Origin of the sequence: Algibacter luteus, from assembly GCF_900141715.1 — a bacterium.
Lineage (GTDB): Bacteria > Bacteroidota > Bacteroidia > Flavobacteriales > Flavobacteriaceae > Arenitalea > Arenitalea lutea.
The window spans coordinates 126,976-146,448 of the sequence record NZ_FQYK01000004.1 but is presented as its reverse complement, the minus strand read 5'-3'; the positions used below and the strand labels follow the sequence as shown (position 1 = coordinate 146,448).

Genomic DNA, 19,473 nt, shown 5'->3' with positions numbered 1-19,473 from the left:
ATGCTAAGTTATGAAATTACTCCCGAACCTATTAATTCATTTTCAATATACCATGCAACGAATTGTCCTTCTGTGATTGCTGTTTGAAATTCTTCAAATTCAACATACAAACCACTATCCACTTTATACAAAGTAGCTTTTGCTAATGGTTGACGATAGCGTATTCTCGCTTTTACTTGCATTGTTTGATCAACTTGTAAAGCCAAATCTTCGCGAATCCAATGTAACTCTTCATTAGCAACGAAAAGCGCTTTTTTGTATAATCCAGGATGCTCTTTACCTTGTCCTGTATAGATAACGTTTTGTTCAACATCGGTATCGATTACAAATAATGGCTCAACAGTTCCACCAACCGATAATCCTTTCCGTTGGCCTTTAGTAAAATAATGGGCGCCTTGATGTTTACCAACCACTTTACCATAATCAACTTTATAATTTATTTTTCTAGATAAGTGTTTTAATTTTTCTTCTTCCGAATCAAATAACAATCTATCTTCTTTATATATATCTTGCTCTTTTGGAATTTCAACAATAATTCCTTCTTTAGGTTTTAATTGTTGTTGAAGAAAATCTGGCAACTTTACTTTACCAATAAAGCATAAGCCTTGGGAGTCCTTTTTTTCTGCAGTTACCAAATCTAATTTTGTAGCTATCTCTCTAACTTCTGGTTTAGTTAACTCACCTATAGGAAATAAAGCTTTTGATAATTGCTCTTGCGATAATTGACACAAAAAATACGATTGATCTTTATTACCATCTACCCCGGCTAAAAGTTGATAAACTTTACTGCCATCTTTTTCAATAACAGCTTTTCTGCAATAATGACCCGTAGCAACGTAATCTGCACCAAGCTCTAATGCTATTTTCATGAAGACATCAAACTTAATCTCTCTATTACATAGTACATCTGGGTTTGGTGTTCTTCCTTTTTCGTATTCATGGAACATATAATCTACTATACGCTCTTTATACTCCTCACTTAAATCGACTGTTTGAAAAGGGATTCCTAATTTTTCTGCAACTAACATAGCATCATTGCTATCGTCTAACCATGGACACTCATTGGAAATAGTCACAGAATCATCATGCCAGTTTTTCATAAACAAGCCAATCACCTCATAACCTTGCTCCTTTAATAAATAAGCAGCAACACTTGAATCTACACCACCAGAAAGCCCAATAATAACGCGTTTCATTCTTTAAAAATTAGTGTACAAAGATACATAATATTGTAACATTTAAAGGGCTTTTAGCTATTCGAAAATACTTTATCAAAATAGTTTTGTTTATTTATTTTTAAAATATATTGAACAAAACTTGTTTGTTTGTTTAATTATTTTATATATTTGTTAAACAAAATAAAACCTTACACTATGAAAAATTTAAAATTATTAGAAAAGTTAAGCTTAATCATTGTATTAATGATAGCCTTTACATCATGTAGTAATGATGATGACAACAGTACTCCTGCACCACAACCACTTAATATTGTTGAAACTGCACAGTCAGTTAGTGATTTAAGTATATTGGTTGAAGCTGTAGTGCAAGCTGGATTAGTTGATGCTTTATCGGCATCAGGGGATAAAACAGTTTTAGCACCAACAAATGCCGCGTTTTCAGCTTTTCTTGCTGAAAAGGGATTTAATTCCTTATCTGAAGTACCAAATGCGTTACTTACACAAATTTTATTGAACCATGTAATTGACGGTGCAAATATTCCATCTTCTGCACTTATTGATAATACAGGGTATGCAAACACACTAGCTGACGGACCAAACGGAACGAAATTAAGTATCTATTATGATGGTACTTCGGGAGTTTCTTTCAACGGAGGAGCTTCAGTAGCTATAGCTGATGTTAGCACTACAAACGGAATTGTGCATGTGATTGATACGGTAATTGATTTACCTACTATAGCGACGTTTGCTACAACTAATCCTGCGCTATCAACGTTAGTTGGAGCGTTAGCCTATGCAGATACAGGAATGCCAACTGTACCATACATTCAAACAGTTTCTACATCAGATGCTGGACCGTTTACAGTTTTTGCGCCTACAAACGATGCGTTTGCTGCCTTATTAGCGGAATTAGAAATTGATGCGTTAACAGATTTAGAGACCTCTACTGTAGATGCTGTACTATTACACCACATTGTAAATGCCAATGTTCAATCTAGCCAATTAGCAAGTGGAGAAGTAAGTACTTTAGGAGGGGCAATAACTGCTGATGCTTCGGTATTCACTTTAACAGATGCCAACGCGAGAACAAGTAATATCGTAACAAGTTTAATAAACATACAAGGAACCAATGGTGTGGTGCACGTTATAGATCGTGTAATCCTACCAGCTGCTGAATAATTTTAGTTTGGTTTGTTGATTGTAGACATCCTTTTAGTCTATTCCCACTAAAAATTGTCTATGAAAAAGGCGCCTTAAGAAATTAAGGCGTTTTTTTTATGTATTTAGGTTTATAGCTGAAATCTTTTTCTGTTACTATTTTTCCATTTTCAAAATTCTCCCAAACACCATCTTTCTTACCACGCTTATATTGCCCTTGAGTTACCAACTCTCCTTTTGGATTATAAAATTTTGCTTCACCATGTAATTCATCATTTTCATAAATAAAAGATTTTAGAACCACACCTTTTACCGAATACCACATAGATACTCCATTTAATTTACCGTTTATATAACTTTTCTTTTCTGCTACCTGACCGTTGGGATAGTATACAAAACGCTCTCCATTCAATAAGCCTTCATCGTTATAATGCTCGACAGTCAATAATTGGTCTGAGTTTTTTTGATAGTATTTCCAAGTACCAATATAAATTTTACCGTTCATTTTACCTTCACTAATAATCCGTCCGTTTGATGCTAAAAATTTAACTTCTGAGATATTATCATTTTCATTAAACAGTTTTGTTGCTGTTAAAATGGCTTTATTCTTATAATTTTTATAAAACTTGAATAAGCCAATTTCTTTACCATGATAAAACTGTCCTTCATATCTAGTAATATTAGTGCCATCAAAATTCTTTTTCCAAGAGCCATGACGTTTACCATTTTCATCAAATGCATTTATATCCTGTGCTAGAACCAAATTACAAGTCAGTGTTAAAACTATTAAACTAAATATCCTCTTCATTTCTTTTATTATTTCGATTTCGCGGAATTTATACCTCGTTAACGATTGTTTTATAAGTTTGTTATATCAAAAAAGCTGCCAGATTGTAACTTGACAGCTTTTTGTTTTAAATGTTATTTTGAAAACGTTATCAGTTTATAAATACTATTTACGTTTCTTTTGCGCTTGCTTTTGTTTTTCAGCTTGTTCCATCATTTCAGCCATTTTTTTCTGGAAACGATTCTCTTTTTTAGGCTGCTTTTTCTTCTCTTGGATCTGTGCATGAATTTTATCTTCATCAAGAATAAAGTTTTTAATCACTAATATAATTCCAATACTAATTAGGTTTGAAATAAAGTAATATAAACTTAAACCAGAAGCATAGTTGTTAAAGAAAAACAGCATCATGATAGGTGAGAAATACATCATATATTTCATCATTTTTGCCATATCTGGCATACCTTCTTGTTGCGGTTGAGCTTGCATATTTTGACCAGTAGTTAATCGCATGTAAAAGAAAATAGCTATAGAGGCCAAAATTGGAAACAAACTAACATGGTTACCATAAAATGGAATGTTAAACGGCAAATTGGCAATAACATCATACGATGATAAATCGTCTGCCCATAGGAATGATTTTTGTCTTAAATCAAACGCCGAAGGGAAAAACTGAAATAAAGCATAAAACACTGGTAATTGAATTAATGCCGGTAAACATCCTGCCATTGGGCTTGCACCTGCTTTAGTTTGAAGCGCCATAGTTTCTTGTTGCGCTTTCATTTTGTTGTCTTTATATTTTGCTCTTATTTCATCTAATTCCGGCTTTAAAATTTTCATTTTTGCCTGCGATAAAAACTGCTTATACTGCACAAATGATAATAAGATTTTTACCAAAATAGTCATAACCACAATAGCAATTCCGTAAGGCATATATCCGCCCAAGAAGCCAAAAAGAGGCATAAAAATATAGCGGTTTATCCAACCAAAAATACCCCATCCAAATGGTACCAATTCATCTAGATTACGGTCATATTTATTTAATACCTTAAAATCACTAGGTCCGTAATACCAATCCATCGATTGATTTAATTCTCCACCTTGCAATTCTAAAGGAATAGTTGTGGCAAAATGCTTGGTGTAAACCGTATCAATAGCCTCATCTTTTACAAGATTCTCAGTATTTACTTTAACTGTTTTAAAACGATTATCTGTTAATAAAACTGAAGAGAAGAAATGTTGCTTATAGCCTACCCAAGTAACATCTTCAATTACATCTTCTCCATCTCTTGTATAATCTGCTTTTCCGTCTTCATAATCATAATGAATATCTGAATATCTATTTTCATATGAAATACTTTTGGCGTGTCTGTAACCTTTAAGCTTCCAGTCTAAATTTATAGCCTGCGAACTGTTTATAACGTTACTTAAACCTTGAGAACGAATAGCAAAATCGATCATGTAATCGTTATCTTTTATTTCGTATCTATATTCTAAAAATTGATTTTCTGAAACTTTAAGTTTCATAGAAACCACTGTAACATCAGCATTTTTAGTAACTGTTGGTACAAATGGTAAATCTTTAGTATTTAAAATTCTACTATCCGTAGTGCCGAAATTAATATTAAAAGAGGCATTATTATCTTTGATTAAATAAATAGGAATAGAATCAAAATCTACAAATTGTTTTAATCGAACTTCTGAAAGATATCCACCTTTGTTATTAAATTTAAGTGCTAATAAATCACTTTCAACCACGGTTTCTTGATCTGAAGATTGTAATGCTGAATAAGCAAAAGCACCTAACTTATTTTTTAACTGAACTACTTGAAGTGAATCGGCATCGGCTCCAACTGCATAGTCGTTGGCTGTAGTTACAAGTGTTTGCTCACCAACATCAGCTTTTTTTTCAGCCTCAACTTGCTCTTGTTTAGCTTTTTCCTGTGCTTCAATTTCTTCAGGTGTAGGCTGGTTTTGCCACAGCATATAAGCCAATATTGCAAAAATAAGCACAAAGCCTATAATCGAATTGAGATCTAATTTCTTTTCTTCCATCTATTATTTCGTATCGTTTAAAACTATTCCTAATTATTCAGGAATAACACAAGCTTATCAATAAGCTATCCAATTTTACTTTTGTGCCATAGTGGCATTGTTTTTCTTTCTTTTGTAATTCAATGAAGCTTTTACAAATGCCACAAAAAGTGGATGTGGATTAGCAACAGTACTTTTATATTCTGGGTGATATTGTACACCAACAAACCAAGGATGTTCTGGTATTTCGATAATTTCAACTAATCCTGTATCTGGGTTTAAGCCTGTAGCAATCATTCCTGCGTCCTCAATTCTTTTTTTGTAATCACTATTAAACTCGTATCGGTGTCTGTGACGTTCTGTTATACTTTCGGCCTTATAAATATCTCTTACTTTACTACCCAATTTTAAATCGCAAGCCCAAGCACCTAAACGCATAGTTCCACCTTTATCGGTAATATTCTTTTGGTCTTCCATTAATCCAATAACTGGATTTTTGGTATTTAAATTCATTTCGGTAGAATCTGCATCAGCAATTCCTAGTACATTTCTAGAAAATTCAATTACTGCCATTTGCATGCCTAAACAAATGCCTAAAAAGGGCACTTTGTTTTCTCGCACATATTGCACCGCATCTATTTTACCATCAATTCCGCGCTCTCCAAAACCTGGAGCAACTAAAACACCATCTAAATGGGCTAATTTAAGTTTGGCGTTGTCTTTATTAATATATTCAGAATGAACAGATTCTACATTAACCTTTACTTCATTTTCAGCTCCCGCATGAATAAAAGCTTCTAAAATGGATTTATAAGAATCTTGAAGCTCCACGTACTTTCCGATTAAACCAATAGTGATTTCAGTTTTAGGATTTTTATGACGGTGTACAAATAGATTCCATTGTTCAATATCTGGTTTCGTGCTTTTCAAATTCAATTTATCAAGAACCACCTTATCTAACCCTTCTTCAAGCATTAAATTTGGCACATCATATATAGTTGACGCGTCAATAGATTGGATTACTGCATTTTCTTTTACGTTACAAAATAGTGCTAGTTTTCTTCGCAACTCTTTAGGTAAATCATGCTCGGTTCTACAAACTAATATATCTGCTTGAATTCCACTTTCCATCAATGTTTTAACACTGTGTTGGGTCGGTTTTGTTTTTAGTTCACCTGCCGCAGAAAGATAAGGCACTAAGGTTAAATGAATAACTATACCGTTATTTTCACCTAGATCCCAACGTAATTGTCGAACAGCTTCTATATAAGGCAGTGATTCAATATCACCTACTGTTCCTCCAATTTCAGTAATTACAATATCATACTTACCAGAATTTCCTAGAATTTGAACACGTTCTTTAATTTCATCGGTAATATGCGGTACTACTTGAACCGTTTTACCTAAAAATTCACCTCTACGCTCTTTTTCAATAACGCTTTGATAAATTCTTCCGGTAGTAACATTATTGGCTTGACTAGTTGGTCGGTTTAAAAAACGCTCATAATGACCTAAATCCAAATCGGTTTCTGCACCGTCTTCTGTCACATAACATTCACCATGTTCATAAGGGTTTAATGTTCCGGGATCTACGTTAATGTAAGGATCTAATTTTTGAATGGTAACTCTATAGCCTTGAGCTTGTAGTAATTTAGCAAGAGATGCTGCTATAATTCCTTTTCCTAGTGATGATGTAACACCGCCGGTTACAAATATGTATTTTGTAGTAGTTGTCATGTTGCGCTTATAAACGCAGGCAAATTTACAAAATTAAAATAGTTATTAGAGAATTGTTTTTAGATATTTAAAAGGATTTATAAACTACTTTTTAACGATATGTTTTTAGAGTTCATTTTATTAAATTTAAATACAAAAAAATGAGTTGACAAAGTTTAACTTATCTATACCTTAACTGAAAAAAAAAGTGATAAGGTTATACCTCTACAACCTGCTCCTTTTTTTGAAAAACATAGGTTAAAAACCACATAATAGTAAAGGTTGGAATAATATCAAGTCCAGGTATAATTTCTTCTATAAACGACACGACTCCAGCAATTTTACCTTTAGTACCTTTATACATTTTGCTCATTAAATATCCTGAAGCTGGTGCCCAAATAATATCGAATACCGTTAACATTCCAATAGCATCAAACACAATACTTAATGCAAGCTTTTTATTTTTACTTAAGTTTTCTAAATTCATAGTTATTTTTTAATAGATATATAACAAATAACATACCAGTTTTATTTTCCTATAAGCTTTAAAAATTCATTTCTGGTTTCAATTTTTTCAAATTGTCCTCTAAAACCAGATGTTGTTGTGATTGAGTTTTGTTTTTGTACACCGCGCATCATCATACACATATGCGAAGCTTCAATAACAACCGCAACACCTTGTGGTTTTAATGTATCATTTATACAATCTAAAATTTGTTCGGTTAATCGTTCTTGAACTTGCAATCGACGCGCAAAAACATCAACTATCCGCGGAAGTTTACTTAATCCAACAATCTGCCCATTTGGAATATAGGCGATATGAGCTTTCCCGAAAAAGGGTAAAATATGATGCTCACAAAGCGAATACAACTCAATATCTTTAACAATAACCATTTCATTGTAAGATTCTTTAAACATGGCTTCTTTTAAAATTTCAACAGGGTCTTGGTCGTAGCCTTGTGTTAAAAACTGCATCGCTTTTGCAGCTCGTTCCGGTGTTTTAACAAGTCCGTCTCTTGTTGTATCTTCTCCTAAGTCTTTTATGATGTCTTCATATCTAGATTTAACATCATCAGTTATTTTCATATTGTATTCTTCAAAGCTTTTGTATGCCATAATGCGTGTTTGTCAAAAAATAAAACTAAAGGTAGCTAAAAATTACATTTTCTACTGATAATCTAATTCGCGTATTCAATTTTTTAACTTTTTATTATGAATAATAAAAGATAACAAAATTAGTTTTGTTATAGTTATCAGACTAATAACGCATCATCAATCAATCAATCAAAATAATGAAACAATCAATATTCATTTTAATGCTACTCTGCTTTTTATTAAAAGTAGAAGCTCAATCAAAAAAAACATATCAAATAACTCGAACTGAAACTGCGCCAAATATTGACGGTGTTCTTGACGAAAGTCTTTGGTCCAAATTGCAAGTTGCTACTGATTTTATTCAATTTAGACCAGACGTTGGAAAATCACCTACAAAAGAAAAGCGCACCGAAGTGAAAATGTGTTATGATGATAATGCCATTTATATTTCGGCTTATTTATATGATAACCCAGAAGATATCATGCGCCAGTTTACCCAGCGAGATAACTTTGGACAGTCGGATTTTTTTGGTATAATCTTTAATCCAAATAACGACGCTCAAAACAATACCGAATTTTTTGTTTTCAGTACAGGCACGCAAGCTGATGCTGTTGAAAGTCCTAGCAATGGTGAAGATTTTGGATGGAATGCAGTTTGGGAAAGTGCCGTTAAGGTTGTAGATAACGGTTGGATTTTAGAAGTGAAAATACCTTATAGAGCTCTTCGCTTTACCCAGCAAGACGACCCAACTTGGGGGATTCAATTCCATAGACATTACAGAAAAACCAGGTCTCAATTTACATGGAATCCTATTGATGTCACAAAAGGTAATTTCGGACTTTATAATGCTGAATTAGAAGGACTAAAAGACATAAAACCTCCTACAAGATTAAGTTTCTACCCCTATTCTTCAGCCTTGGTAAGTACATTTGATGGCGAAACGGATACTGATTTTGCTGCTGGTTTAGATCTCAAATATGGTATTACCGAGAATATTACTTTAGATGCTACTTTAATACCAGATTTTAGTCAAGCAGGATTTGATAATGTGATTCTTAATCTTGGCCCTTTCGAACAACAATTTAGTGAACAACGTCAGTTTTTCACAGAAGGTGTAGACTTATTTAATAAAGGAGATTTATTTTATACAAGGCGAGTTGGTAGTAGACCTATAAGTAGACCTTCTACTGATGATGATGAAGAAATTACCAATTATCCTGATAAAGTACAGTTACTTAATGCCGTAAAAATATCTGGTAGAACTAAAAATGGTTTGGGCATAGGTTTTTTTAATGCTATAACTGAAAAAACCGAAGTAACCATTGAAAAATCCGAAGTCATAAACGAAAACACACCCGAAGAGACAATTATTAAATCGAAAAGAAATGCTGTAGCCGAACCTTTAGCAAACTATAATATTATGGTCTTAGACCAACAGTTTAATAAAAACTCATCAGTAACACTTATTAATACCAACGTGACTAGAAATGGCGAATTTAGAGATGCCAATGTTACAGGTTTATTGCTTGATTTGGTGAATAAGAAAAACACCTATGGCGCCATTGGCGAAATTAAAATGAGCACCTTTAATGATGTTGCCAACAAAGACAACGGTTATAGCGCTAAAGCTGGTGTTGGAAAGAACAGTGGTAAAGTAAGATATAGTTTTGTTTATAATTATGCCGATGAAAATTATGATATAAATGATTTAGGCATATTATTTAGAAATAATTATAGTAATTATAATGCAGAAGTATCTTACCGAATTTTCGAGCCAACAAAAAAGCTAAATAACTTCTATACAGGTGTTTGGTTTAACTACAACCAATTAGCAAACCCGAATAACTTTACTGGAGCTAACGTAGGCTTTAATATTAATGCTACTAATAAAAAACTACATGGTTTTGGTATTAATGGTAATTGGAACATTAATAAACGTTATGATTATTTTGAACCTAGAAACGGGTTTGACAGCTACTTTATAACTAAAAATTATGCACAAACCAATGTATGGTTTTCTTCAAATTATAATAACTTTTTTGCTATAGATGCTAATGTTGGATACGCCAGATTTTTTGATAAAGAAAGAGATAACTTTAATAATATATGGTATGGCATAAATCCGCGTTTTAAGTTTAATGATAAATTTCTTTTGGTTTTAGGCTATTCTTATGATGATTATACAGCGGATAGAGGGTTTATTAACGGGCAAAACGTTGAAAATGAAATTATATTTGGTCAGCGTGATCGAATCGAAACAACCGTTCGAATTTCTGGAAGTTATAACTTTAATCCTTTCAATGCACTTACGCTTAGCTTTAGAAATTATCTAAGTCGAGTAACTTATGATGAAAAAGTTTATAACCTACAAGATAATGGTAATCTTTTAGTGTCTAACACACATACCAAAACAACTATTGGTAACGACGCCGACTTTAACCCTGATGCCAATTTTAATACTTGGAATTTAGATTTTAGCTACACTTGGCAATTTGCGCCCGGGAGCCAATTAACAGCATTATATAGAAATCAAATTTTTAATTTATCCAATGAATCAAGAGATCCTTATTTTAAAAGTTTGAATAGTTTATTCGACCAAGAAAAACGAAATACTTTTTCATTACGATTAGTTTATTTTATTGACTATAATGACATAAAAAACGTTTTCAGCAACAAAAACAGTTCTTAATTGTTCATCACAGTATAAAGTAGTAAATTCACAGCTGGAATTTTTTACACATGATTCAAGCAAAAAACATTCATAAATATTACGGCAATTTACAAGTATTAAAAGGTGTAAATATTGCCATTAAAAAAGGCGAAATTGTTTCGATTGTTGGTGCTTCTGGTGCAGGAAAAACAACACTACTTCACATTCTTGGAACTTTAGATCAAGCTTCTACAAATGAAGATTTTGAGTTAGTAATTAATAACACCAATATAAATACCCTTAAAGATAAAACCTTAGCTAAATTCAGAAATGAACATCTTGGGTTTATTTTTCAATTCCATCAATTATTACCTGAGTTTACTGCCATAGAAAATGTTTGTTTACCCGCTTTTATAAAAGGAACAAAAAAATCTGATGCCGAAAAACGAGCCAAAGAACTTTTAGATTTTTTAGGGTTATCGCATCGCTACAATCATAAACCAAATGAGCTCTCTGGTGGCGAACAACAACGCGTTGCCGTTGCTAGAGCATTAATTAATAATCCGGATTTGATATTTGCAGATGAACCTTCGGGTAATTTAGATAGCGAATCTGCTGAAAATTTACACAACTTATTTTTTAAATTAAGAGATGAGTTTGGACAAACCTTCGTTATCGTTACACATAATGAAGATTTAGCAGATATGGCCGATAGAAAACTCACTATGGTTGACGGACTAATAGTAGATAATTAATAGCTTGTTTTGAGAAAAGCAGAACTCAAAGACTTTCTAAACGCTAAAGTAATTCAATATAATAACCCAAATTTTATTGAAAGCGATCCTATTCAAATTCCTCATCAATTTAGCATTAAAGAAGATATTGAGATTTCAGGATTTCTAACCGCAACCATTGCTTGGGGAAACCGAAAAAGTATTATAAACAATGCCAATAAATTAATGGAATTGTTAGACCACTCTCCTTATGATTTTGTGATGAATCATGAAGTGAACGATTTAGAAAAGTTAGAGCCATTTGTACATCGTACGTTTAATGGCCATGATTGTATTCAGTTTATAAAATCCTTACAACATATCTACAATAATCATGGAGGTTTAGAATCTGTTTTTACTTCTGAAAGTGATACACTTCAAGAATCTATTTCAAATTTTAAAAGTATTTTTTTTGAGATTGACCATTTACCTCGAACAGAGAAACATATTAGCGATCCGTTAAAAAATTCTGCCGCCAAACGTATTAATATGTTTTTACGATGGATGGTACGAGATGATAATACTGGTGTAGATTTTGGTATTTGGAAAAGCATCGCTCCCAGCCAACTTTCATGTCCATTAGATGTGCATTCTGGAAACGTTGCTAGAAAATTGGGATTACTTAAACGAAAACAAAATGATGCGAAAGCCCTTTTTGAACTAGATCATGCTCTAAGGAAACTAGACCCTAAAGACCCTGTAAAATATGATTTCGCCTTATTCGGACTTGGAGTTTTTGAAGGATTCTGATTGTTTAAGAAGATAAAACAGTAGAGATACCAAAAATAACTTCCTATAACACTTATAAAAAAAACGATCGACAAACTTATAAGTCCATCAATCGTTTATATAATTATGAAAGTGCTAATTTATTTAGCCTTTTAACCATGCTTCACGAAGCTTATGCTGTGCATCAGTAGCGTTTTCTTTTACTTTTAAAGCTTTTCCTTTTGTATAACCTTGTGTTGTCGTAGTTTTAATCACAACTTCCTCGCCATCGCGTTCTAAAACAACCTCTACATCTCTTCCAGGTTTCCAGCTAAACACTTCACCTAAAACTTTATTGGCATTTTGTAATGTAACCTCTGCTCCATCAACCGACTTAATAACATCGTTTGGCATTGCACCTTGCTCTTTCCAGAAACTATTTTCTAAAACACTATCTATAAAAAATACGCCTATTGTTGGGTCGCCACTAACTATTGGCGCACCGTTAATGATAATGTAATTAGCTTCTATTAAATCTTCGGCAATTTCTAATCCTACTTTTGCGAAAAACTCATTGTAATTAATTGGAATATCACCCACAACGTGCGTGTTTAAAAATTCGCCAACCGATGGGTAAGTCATTGCTGTAATCTCCTCGATTAACTTATCGTCTTCAAAAGGCTTGTTCTTCCCATATTTGTTTGATAACTCTTTCATTAATGAAAGGATGCCTCTGTTTCCATTACTTCCTTCGCGCATTAAAATATCAACGCACATTCCTATTAAAGCTCCTTTTTGATACACATTTATGTATTGATCTTTATAAGGATCTTTTAAGATGTTTTCACTCATAATGGTAAAACTCATAGCATCATTATAACGCTTAGAACTTTCTATTTTTTCCATTATTTTGTTATAGAAATCTTTCTCTTCAACAAGACCCTGATCTACTTGAAATAAGGTTGCAAAATACTCTGTAACGCCCTCGTACATCCATAAATGTTTTGAAAACGTAGGATTGTTATAATCAAAATAGTGTACATCTTCAGAGTGCACACTTAATGGAGTAACAATATGGAAAAATTCATGAGAAACAACGTCGATCATGGCTTCTGCAATAGCGTCATCATTCATAGATTCTGGCAATACTACTACTGTTGAAGTATGATGTTCTAAGGCTCCGAACCCTTTTGGAGAGTCTTCTTTTCCTTCAGAAAGATATAAATAGATATCGTATCGAGGTGTAGAGTTGATATCCCCTAAGTATGCTTTTTGAGCTTTCATCATTTTAAAAACTACATCTTTAAGAGATTTAGCTGAATGTACTTTGTTTGGAGAATACACACTTAGAACAATTTTAATATCGCCTACCTGAAATTCTTCAACATCTAAATTCCCATACATCATTGGGTTATCAGTTATATCAAAATACCTAGGTGCGAAGTAACTAGTTGTGGTGGTTTTTCCAACTTCACTAACTTTAGAACTCACATTTTGTAACGCAGATGTTCTAATAAAATCTGTTGAAGCCGTAACATCTAATTTATACTGATTGTTTTTTAATGAATCAAAATACCCTATAAAACCATGTAAGTTTAACACATAGTTATTAGGTTCTATGTTTGTTCCTGAAGGAGAAAAAGGCGTGTCTTTCCCAATACCACCACTAGTTTCAATATCGTAAGTATCGTTTACGTAGTAAGTAATTTTGTCTAATTCTTTAGCGTTGGTAATGGTCCAAGAATTGGTATCAACTTTGTTTACAGGTAATTCATTGCCAGCGTAATCTATAGCCTTAAAATCGTCTACATATTTCCCAAAATCACTTACTGAATATGTGCCTTGTACTACTCTTGGCAATCTGTAAGTCACAGTTTCTGTTGTAAAACGACCTGGATTAATAGTTACTGGTGCTTTATCATCAACAATATTAGAAAGATTAATTGATGTTTCAATGGGTAAACTCGTCGCTAAATCGTTGCTTACATTCTTAGTAGTACCACAACTAACTAACACAACTCCAACAAATAACGCAAATAGTGTTTTAGTATTCATTAATTTGATTTTTATAGTTTTTTAATTGACGCCCAAATTACCACAATGTTACGGGGTACTTTCTTAAGGTTTTGTTAAATTCGCAATATGCAAAGACCTTTAATTAGCATTCTAGTTCCATTTAAAAATACCGAGGAATTTATTGCCGACTGCTTAACCTCAATTATTAATCAAACTTATACCAATTGGGAGTTAGTTATTGTTGATGATCATTCAACTGATATGAGTTATTCTATTGTTGAAAATTTCGCCAAACAAGATGACCGAATTAAGCTTTTGAAAAACAGCGGACAAGGTATTATTGATGCTTTAAAGATGGCTTTTAATCAAAGTTCTGGCGAATTCATCACCAGAATGGATAGTGATGATGTTATGCGATTAAATAAATTGGAAATATTATCTAAAAACCTATTAATTCATGGCAAAGGACACCTAGCCGTTGGTAAGGTTAATTATTTTTCTGAAAAAGGCATTAAAGAAGGCTATAAAAATTATGAGATTTGGTTGAACGAGCTCACAGAAAAAGGAAATAATTATTCTGAAATTTATAAAGAATGTGTCATCCCTTCACCTTGCTGGATGATTCACAGAAGTGACTTGATGGCTTGTAATGCCTTTAATCCTAAACGATATCCTGAAGATTACGATTTAGCTTTTCGGTTTTATAAACATCAATATACCTGTATTCCTAGTAACGACATTCTACACGATTGGCGAGATTATAGTTACCGAACTTCAAGAACTAACGAACATTATGCAGAAAATCATTTCATACCCTTAAAACTCGATTACTTTTTAGAATTAGACTATAATCCTGAGAAAAAACTTGTGATTTGGGGCGCTGGAAACAAAGGTAAATTTATTGCCAAAACACTGATTAAAAAGCAGATCCCTTTTGAGTGGATTTGCGATAACCCGAATAAAATTGGACGTGATATTTATGGCAACATATTAAAGCCATTTGATTATTTAGAGACCATTAACAATGCACAAAGTATTATTACAGTGGCAAACAAGAAGTCACAACAAGAAATAAAGAATTATTTGTTAAAATTAAATTTGAACTCTATTGAGGATTATGTTTTCTTTTGTTAATGAAAAAAATTATCTAGATTTGCTCAATCGAATAAACCATGCAGTTTAAACACCCAGAAATTCTTTACGCTTTATTTTTACTGCTTATTCCTATTATTGTTCATTTATTTCAACTTCGTAAGTTCCAAAAAGTTTATTTTACAAATGTCGCTTTTCTAAAAGAAGCTACTTGGCAAACACGTAAAAGTTCGCAAATAAAAAAATGGTTAGTGTTATTGACCCGCTTGTTTTTATTAGCAGCATTAGTGTTTGCATTTGCGCAACCATTCACTTCGAAAACAACCAGTTTTAAGAAAGAAAAAGAAACTGTAATATATCTAGATAATTCGTTCAGTATGCAAACCAAAGGCAACCAAGGTGAGCTGTTTAAACGGGCCATTCAAGATGTGATTGCGAACGTATCAGAGAACGAAAATATTACATTGATTACAAATGATAAAGTTTTCAAAAAAACCAGCATAAAAGCTATAAAAAACGAGTTACTTACGCTTAATTACACATCAAGCGTTTTAAGTAAGCAAGCGGCATATTTAAAATGCAAAAGCTTTTTATCAAATAAAACTAATACATTAAATAATGTAATATTAATTTCTGATTTTCAAGAAGATAACACAAATTTAAATATTCTATCGGATTCAACAACTAACATCAATTTTGTAAAATTAAACCCTCTCAATAAAAATAACATTGCTATTGATAGTGTTTTTATTTCCAAAGTTAATCCAGACTTATTAGAGCTAAAAGTAGTGTTAAAAAATAGCGGAGTTTCAGTTGAAAACTTACCAGTTTCTTTGTTTAATAATGATAAATTAATTGCAAAGACATCATTAGAAATTGAGCAAAAATCAGAAACCATTTTTACCTTACCAAACCATGATGTGATTAACGGTAAAATTACAATTAATGACGCCAGTTTACAGTTTGATAATACGCTTTATTTTAATATCAATGAAGCCTCAAAAATTAATGTTTTAAGTATTAATGATGCTGATGATTCATACCTAAAACGTATTTATAGCATAACAGAATTTAATTATGTTTCGACACAACTAAATACATTAAATTACAATCTTATTGATAGTCAACACCTCATTATTTTAAATGAATTGAAAAGTATTCCTTTAGCCTTAAACGCGGCATTAAAGCAGTTTACTCGTCAAGGTGGTAACCTAGTTATTGTACCTTCTATAAAAAACAATAACGAATCTTACAATACGTTTTTAACCAATTATGATCTAAGTTTTAATGAAATAGTTAATTCTGAAAAAAGAATAACGAGTATAAATTATGCACATCCGCTTTATAATAATGGTGTTTTTGAAAAACAAGTTAAAAACTTTCAATACCCCAAGGTGAATAGTTTTTATACTTTAGCCTCAAAAAACTTATCTGCCGTTTTACAGTTTGAAGATGAGAAGCTCTTTTTAGGTCAAAGACAGAATGTTTACTTATTTACGGCTTCAATAAATCAAGTTAATTCTAGCTTTAAAATTTCACCGTTAATAGTACCAACCCTTTATAATATTGCCAAACAAAGCTTTAAAATACCTGAACTTTATTACATCATAGGTAAAGAAAACGCTTTTGATGTAGATACAAAAATGCAACAAGATGCAGTGCTTTCTTTAGTTAAAGAAGACATTAGCATGATACCAAAACAGCAATATTTCAACAATAAGGTGGTCATAAATACTTTAGAAGACCCTTCAGTTGCGGGAACATATCAAATAAAAAACAAAAACGAAATCATTAAAAATGTGAGTTACAACTATAGCAGAAATGAAAGTCAATTAGCTTACAAAGACCTTTCTGCTCTAGAACAAGTAACAGTTAGTAATTCTATAACAGAAGTTTTCGATACTATAAAAAGTGATACAAAAGTTAACGCCCTATGGAAATGGTTTGTTATTTTTGCACTAGCGTTATTGATTATTGAAATGCTCATCTTAAAATTCTTTAAATGAACATACTTATAAAATCTGCCACAATTATAGATTCCAAAAGCGAGTTTCATAATTCAACTCAAGATGTATTAATTGAAAATGGTGTGATTACAAAGATTTCCAAAAGCATTAAAAATCCAAATAATTACAAAGAAATTAAGCGCGACAATCTACATATTTCTCAAGGTTGGTTTGATAGTAGTGTAAGTTTTGGAGAACCTGGATATGAAGAACGTGAAACCATTGAAAACGGATTAAAAACGGCTGCTCACTCTGGTTTTACGGCAGTTGCAGTTAATTCGAATACAAATCCGGTAATTGATTCGAATTCTGATATTACTTTTCTAAAATCAAAAGCAAATAAAAATGCTGTTGAACTTTTACCAATTGGAGCCCTAACCATAGGGAGTAAAAGTGAGTATTTAGCAGAACTATTCGATATGCGTTCTGCAGGCGCCGTAGCCTTTTACGATTATAAAAAACCTATTTCTAATCCAAACTTAATGAAAATTGCGTTGCAATATGCTAGTAATTTTGATGGTTTGGTATGCTCTTTCCCACAGGAAAATAAAATAGCAGGACATGGTGTTATGAATGAAAATGTAACAAGCACAAAACAAGGTCTTAAAGGTATTCCTGCACTAGCGGAAGAATTGCAAGTTGCACGAGATTTATTTTTGCTTGAATATACAGGCGGTAAATTACATATACCAACAATTTCTACTGCAACATCGGTAGCTTTAATACGCGAAGCTAAAAAGAAGAAACTTAATGTAAGCTGCAGTGTAGCCATACATAATCTTTACTTTACGGATGAAGTTTTAACCGATTTTAATACCAACTTTAAAGTATTGCCACCTCTTAGAACGCAGACTGATATCGAGGCTTTAATTGAAGCCGTGAAAGATGGCACTATAGATATGGTAACTACTGACCACTCACCTATTGATATTGAGGAGAAAAAAATAGAGTTTGATCACGCAAATTACGGAACCATTGGTTTAGAAAGTGCGTTTGGTGCTTTGCAAAATATCTTTACCACAAAGAAAACAATTGAAGTTTTGACCAAAGGTAAAACAAGATTTGGGTTAGAACAAACGCCAATACAGAAAGGTAATACCGCAAACATATCACTTTTCAATCCTGATGAGAAATATGAGTTTTTAAAATCTAATATCATATCCAAATCTAAAAACACCATTTTTGAAAATGAAACTTTAAAAGGTAGAGTTTATGGAATTATTGCAAAGAATAAAGCGGTATTAAATTGATAGATTATGACAGAGGAAGATATTTCTAGAGGAAGAAAAAATGCTATCATCAGTTACATTACAATAATTGGATTCATTGTAGCTTATTATTTAAATAATGAAGAAGATAAAAAAAGTGCTTTTGCTAGTTTTCACATCAGGCAGTCTTTAGGACTTTGGCTTTCTTTTATTGTTGTGAACTTATCAATCACTAGAAATTTTGATATTTTTATGTTAAGAGCATCGGTATACGTGTTCTTTTTTACGCTTATAATTTATGGGTTATCGAATGCCATAGGAAGAAAATCACAACCGGTACCGTTGCTAGGTAATTTATTTCAAAAAATCTTTGCTAATTTAGGATCATAAATGATAAACACATCGCTTTCTTTACAACACTTAGTTCGTGAATCTAGTTTAACTGAAAACGCACCTTTACTCATCATGCTACACGGATATGGTAGTGATGAAAACGATTTATTTTCTTTTGCTTCAGAATTACCTGATGAATTATTTATCATCTCTGTAAGAGCCCCACACCCCATGCAACCTTTTGGCAATGCTTGGTATGCCATTAATTTTGATGAAGAAAAAGGCAAATGGAGTAATAATGAAGAAGCCATAGCTTCTAGAGATTTAATTGCTACATTTATTAATGAAGCTTTGGCAACATATCCTGTTAACAATAACAATGTTACGCTTTTAGGCTTCAGTCAAGGAACCATTTTGAGTTATGCAGTGGCCTTAACTTATCCTGAAAAAGTAAAAAATATAGTAGCGCTTAGTGGCTATATTAATAAAGATATTTTACCAGAAAACCTTGAAAGCAAAGATTACACCAACTTAGATTTTTATTGTTCTCACGGTAGTGCAGACCAAGTGATTCCTGTAAATTGGGCAAGATTAACACCTCCATTATTAGATAGTTTGAATATCAAACATAAATACTCAGAATTTCCTGTGGGTCATGGTGTGGCACCTCAAAATTTTTATGAGTTTAAAGATTGGTTAATTAAACGTATCTAATTTATTT

16 protein-coding genes are annotated in these 19,473 nt (G+C 32.4%); 9 read left to right on the top strand and 7 right to left on the bottom strand.

All coding sequences use genetic code 11. The annotated features are described in order from the left end of the window. Positions 1-8: 8 nt before the first annotated feature. Positions 9-1,196 (bottom strand): tRNA 2-thiouridine(34) synthase MnmA, encoded by a 1,188-nt coding sequence (mnmA, locus tag BUA46_RS09100; RefSeq protein WP_019386574.1) that lies wholly within the window; start codon positions 1,194-1,196, stop codon positions 9-11. Positions 1,197-1,373: 177 nt separating this feature from the next. Between mnmA and BUA46_RS09095 the strand changes: the two genes are divergently transcribed. Further along, a complete protein-coding gene (locus BUA46_RS09095; RefSeq protein WP_019386575.1) occupies positions 1,374-2,357 on the top strand; it encodes a fasciclin domain-containing protein in 984 nt (327 codons plus the stop codon). An 82-nt stretch (positions 2,358-2,439) separates the two neighbouring features. Here the strand turns inward: BUA46_RS09095 and BUA46_RS09090 are convergent, their stop codons facing one another. The 5 genes from BUA46_RS09090 to folE all read right to left on the bottom strand — a co-directional run bounded on the left by BUA46_RS09090 (position 2,440) and on the right by folE (position 7,986). After that, positions 2,440-3,144 carry a toxin-antitoxin system YwqK family antitoxin gene (locus BUA46_RS09090; protein WP_035105983.1) on the bottom strand — a complete coding sequence of 235 codons (705 nt, stop codon included), beginning with the start codon at positions 3,142-3,144 and terminating at the stop codon, positions 2,440-2,442. A gap of 144 nt (positions 3,145-3,288) precedes the next feature. Next, positions 3,289-5,175: a membrane protein insertase YidC gene (gene yidC / locus BUA46_RS09085; RefSeq protein ID WP_019386577.1), complete on the bottom strand. Its 1,887-nt coding sequence runs from the start codon at positions 5,173-5,175 to the stop codon at positions 3,289-3,291. A 75-nt stretch (positions 5,176-5,250) separates the two neighbouring features. Beyond that, positions 5,251-6,891, bottom strand: coding sequence for a CTP synthase (gene pyrG / locus BUA46_RS09080; RefSeq protein ID WP_019386578.1), 1,641 nt, complete (start codon positions 6,889-6,891; stop codon positions 5,251-5,253). Positions 6,892-7,087: 196 nt separating this feature from the next. After that, positions 7,088-7,357: a hypothetical protein gene (locus BUA46_RS09075; protein ID WP_019386579.1), complete on the bottom strand. Its 270-nt coding sequence runs from the start codon at positions 7,355-7,357 to the stop codon at positions 7,088-7,090. Between the two features lie 41 nt (positions 7,358-7,398). Then, entirely contained in the window at positions 7,399-7,986 is a 588-nt protein-coding gene (gene folE / locus BUA46_RS09070) for a GTP cyclohydrolase I FolE (protein ID WP_019386580.1), read from the bottom strand. A 176-nt stretch (positions 7,987-8,162) separates the two neighbouring features. On the opposite strand from folE, the gene BUA46_RS09065 reads away from it, so the two are divergent. From BUA46_RS09065 to BUA46_RS09055, 3 genes are read left to right on the top strand one after another with little or no spacing between them, the layout of a single operon-like run. Continuing rightward, on the top strand, positions 8,163-10,655 hold the full coding sequence (locus BUA46_RS09065) for a DUF5916 domain-containing protein (protein ID WP_019386581.1): 2,493 nt from the start codon (positions 8,163-8,165) through the stop codon (positions 10,653-10,655). A 50-nt stretch (positions 10,656-10,705) separates the two neighbouring features. Further along, positions 10,706-11,371 (top strand): ABC transporter ATP-binding protein, encoded by a 666-nt coding sequence (locus BUA46_RS09060; protein ID WP_019386582.1) that lies wholly within the window; start codon positions 10,706-10,708, stop codon positions 11,369-11,371. Positions 11,372-11,380: 9 nt separating this feature from the next. Beyond that, entirely contained in the window at positions 11,381-12,139 is a 759-nt protein-coding gene (locus BUA46_RS09055) for a TIGR02757 family protein (protein ID WP_019386583.1), read from the top strand. Between the two features lie 123 nt (positions 12,140-12,262). Here BUA46_RS09055 and BUA46_RS09050 read toward each other — a convergent pair whose 3' ends face one another. After that, positions 12,263-14,152, bottom strand: coding sequence for a M61 family metallopeptidase (locus tag BUA46_RS09050; RefSeq protein WP_019386584.1), 1,890 nt, complete (start codon positions 14,150-14,152; stop codon positions 12,263-12,265). Between the two features lie 87 nt (positions 14,153-14,239). Between BUA46_RS09050 and BUA46_RS09045 the strand changes: the two genes are divergently transcribed. From BUA46_RS09045 to BUA46_RS09025, 5 genes are read left to right on the top strand one after another with little or no spacing between them, the layout of a single operon-like run. Next, positions 14,240-15,247: a glycosyltransferase family 2 protein gene (locus BUA46_RS09045; protein ID WP_019386585.1), complete on the top strand. Its 1,008-nt coding sequence runs from the start codon at positions 14,240-14,242 to the stop codon at positions 15,245-15,247. Positions 15,248-15,285: 38 nt separating this feature from the next. Beyond that, positions 15,286-17,211: a BatA domain-containing protein gene (locus BUA46_RS09040; RefSeq protein WP_019386586.1), complete on the top strand. Its 1,926-nt coding sequence runs from the start codon at positions 15,286-15,288 to the stop codon at positions 17,209-17,211. Then, a complete protein-coding gene (locus tag BUA46_RS09035; protein WP_019386587.1) occupies positions 17,208-18,461 on the top strand; it encodes a dihydroorotase in 1,254 nt (417 codons plus the stop codon). Before BUA46_RS09040 ends, BUA46_RS09035 begins: the two co-directional genes overlap by 4 nt. A gap of 6 nt (positions 18,462-18,467) precedes the next feature. Further along, the gene (locus tag BUA46_RS09030) at positions 18,468-18,809 is read left to right on the top strand and encodes a hypothetical protein (RefSeq protein WP_019386588.1); all 342 of its coding nucleotides are present in this window, start codon (positions 18,468-18,470) and stop codon (positions 18,807-18,809) included. Then, positions 18,810-19,466 (top strand): alpha/beta hydrolase, encoded by a 657-nt coding sequence (locus tag BUA46_RS09025; RefSeq protein ID WP_019386589.1) that lies wholly within the window; start codon positions 18,810-18,812, stop codon positions 19,464-19,466. It begins immediately after the preceding gene. The last annotated feature ends 7 nt before the right edge of the window (positions 19,467-19,473 follow it).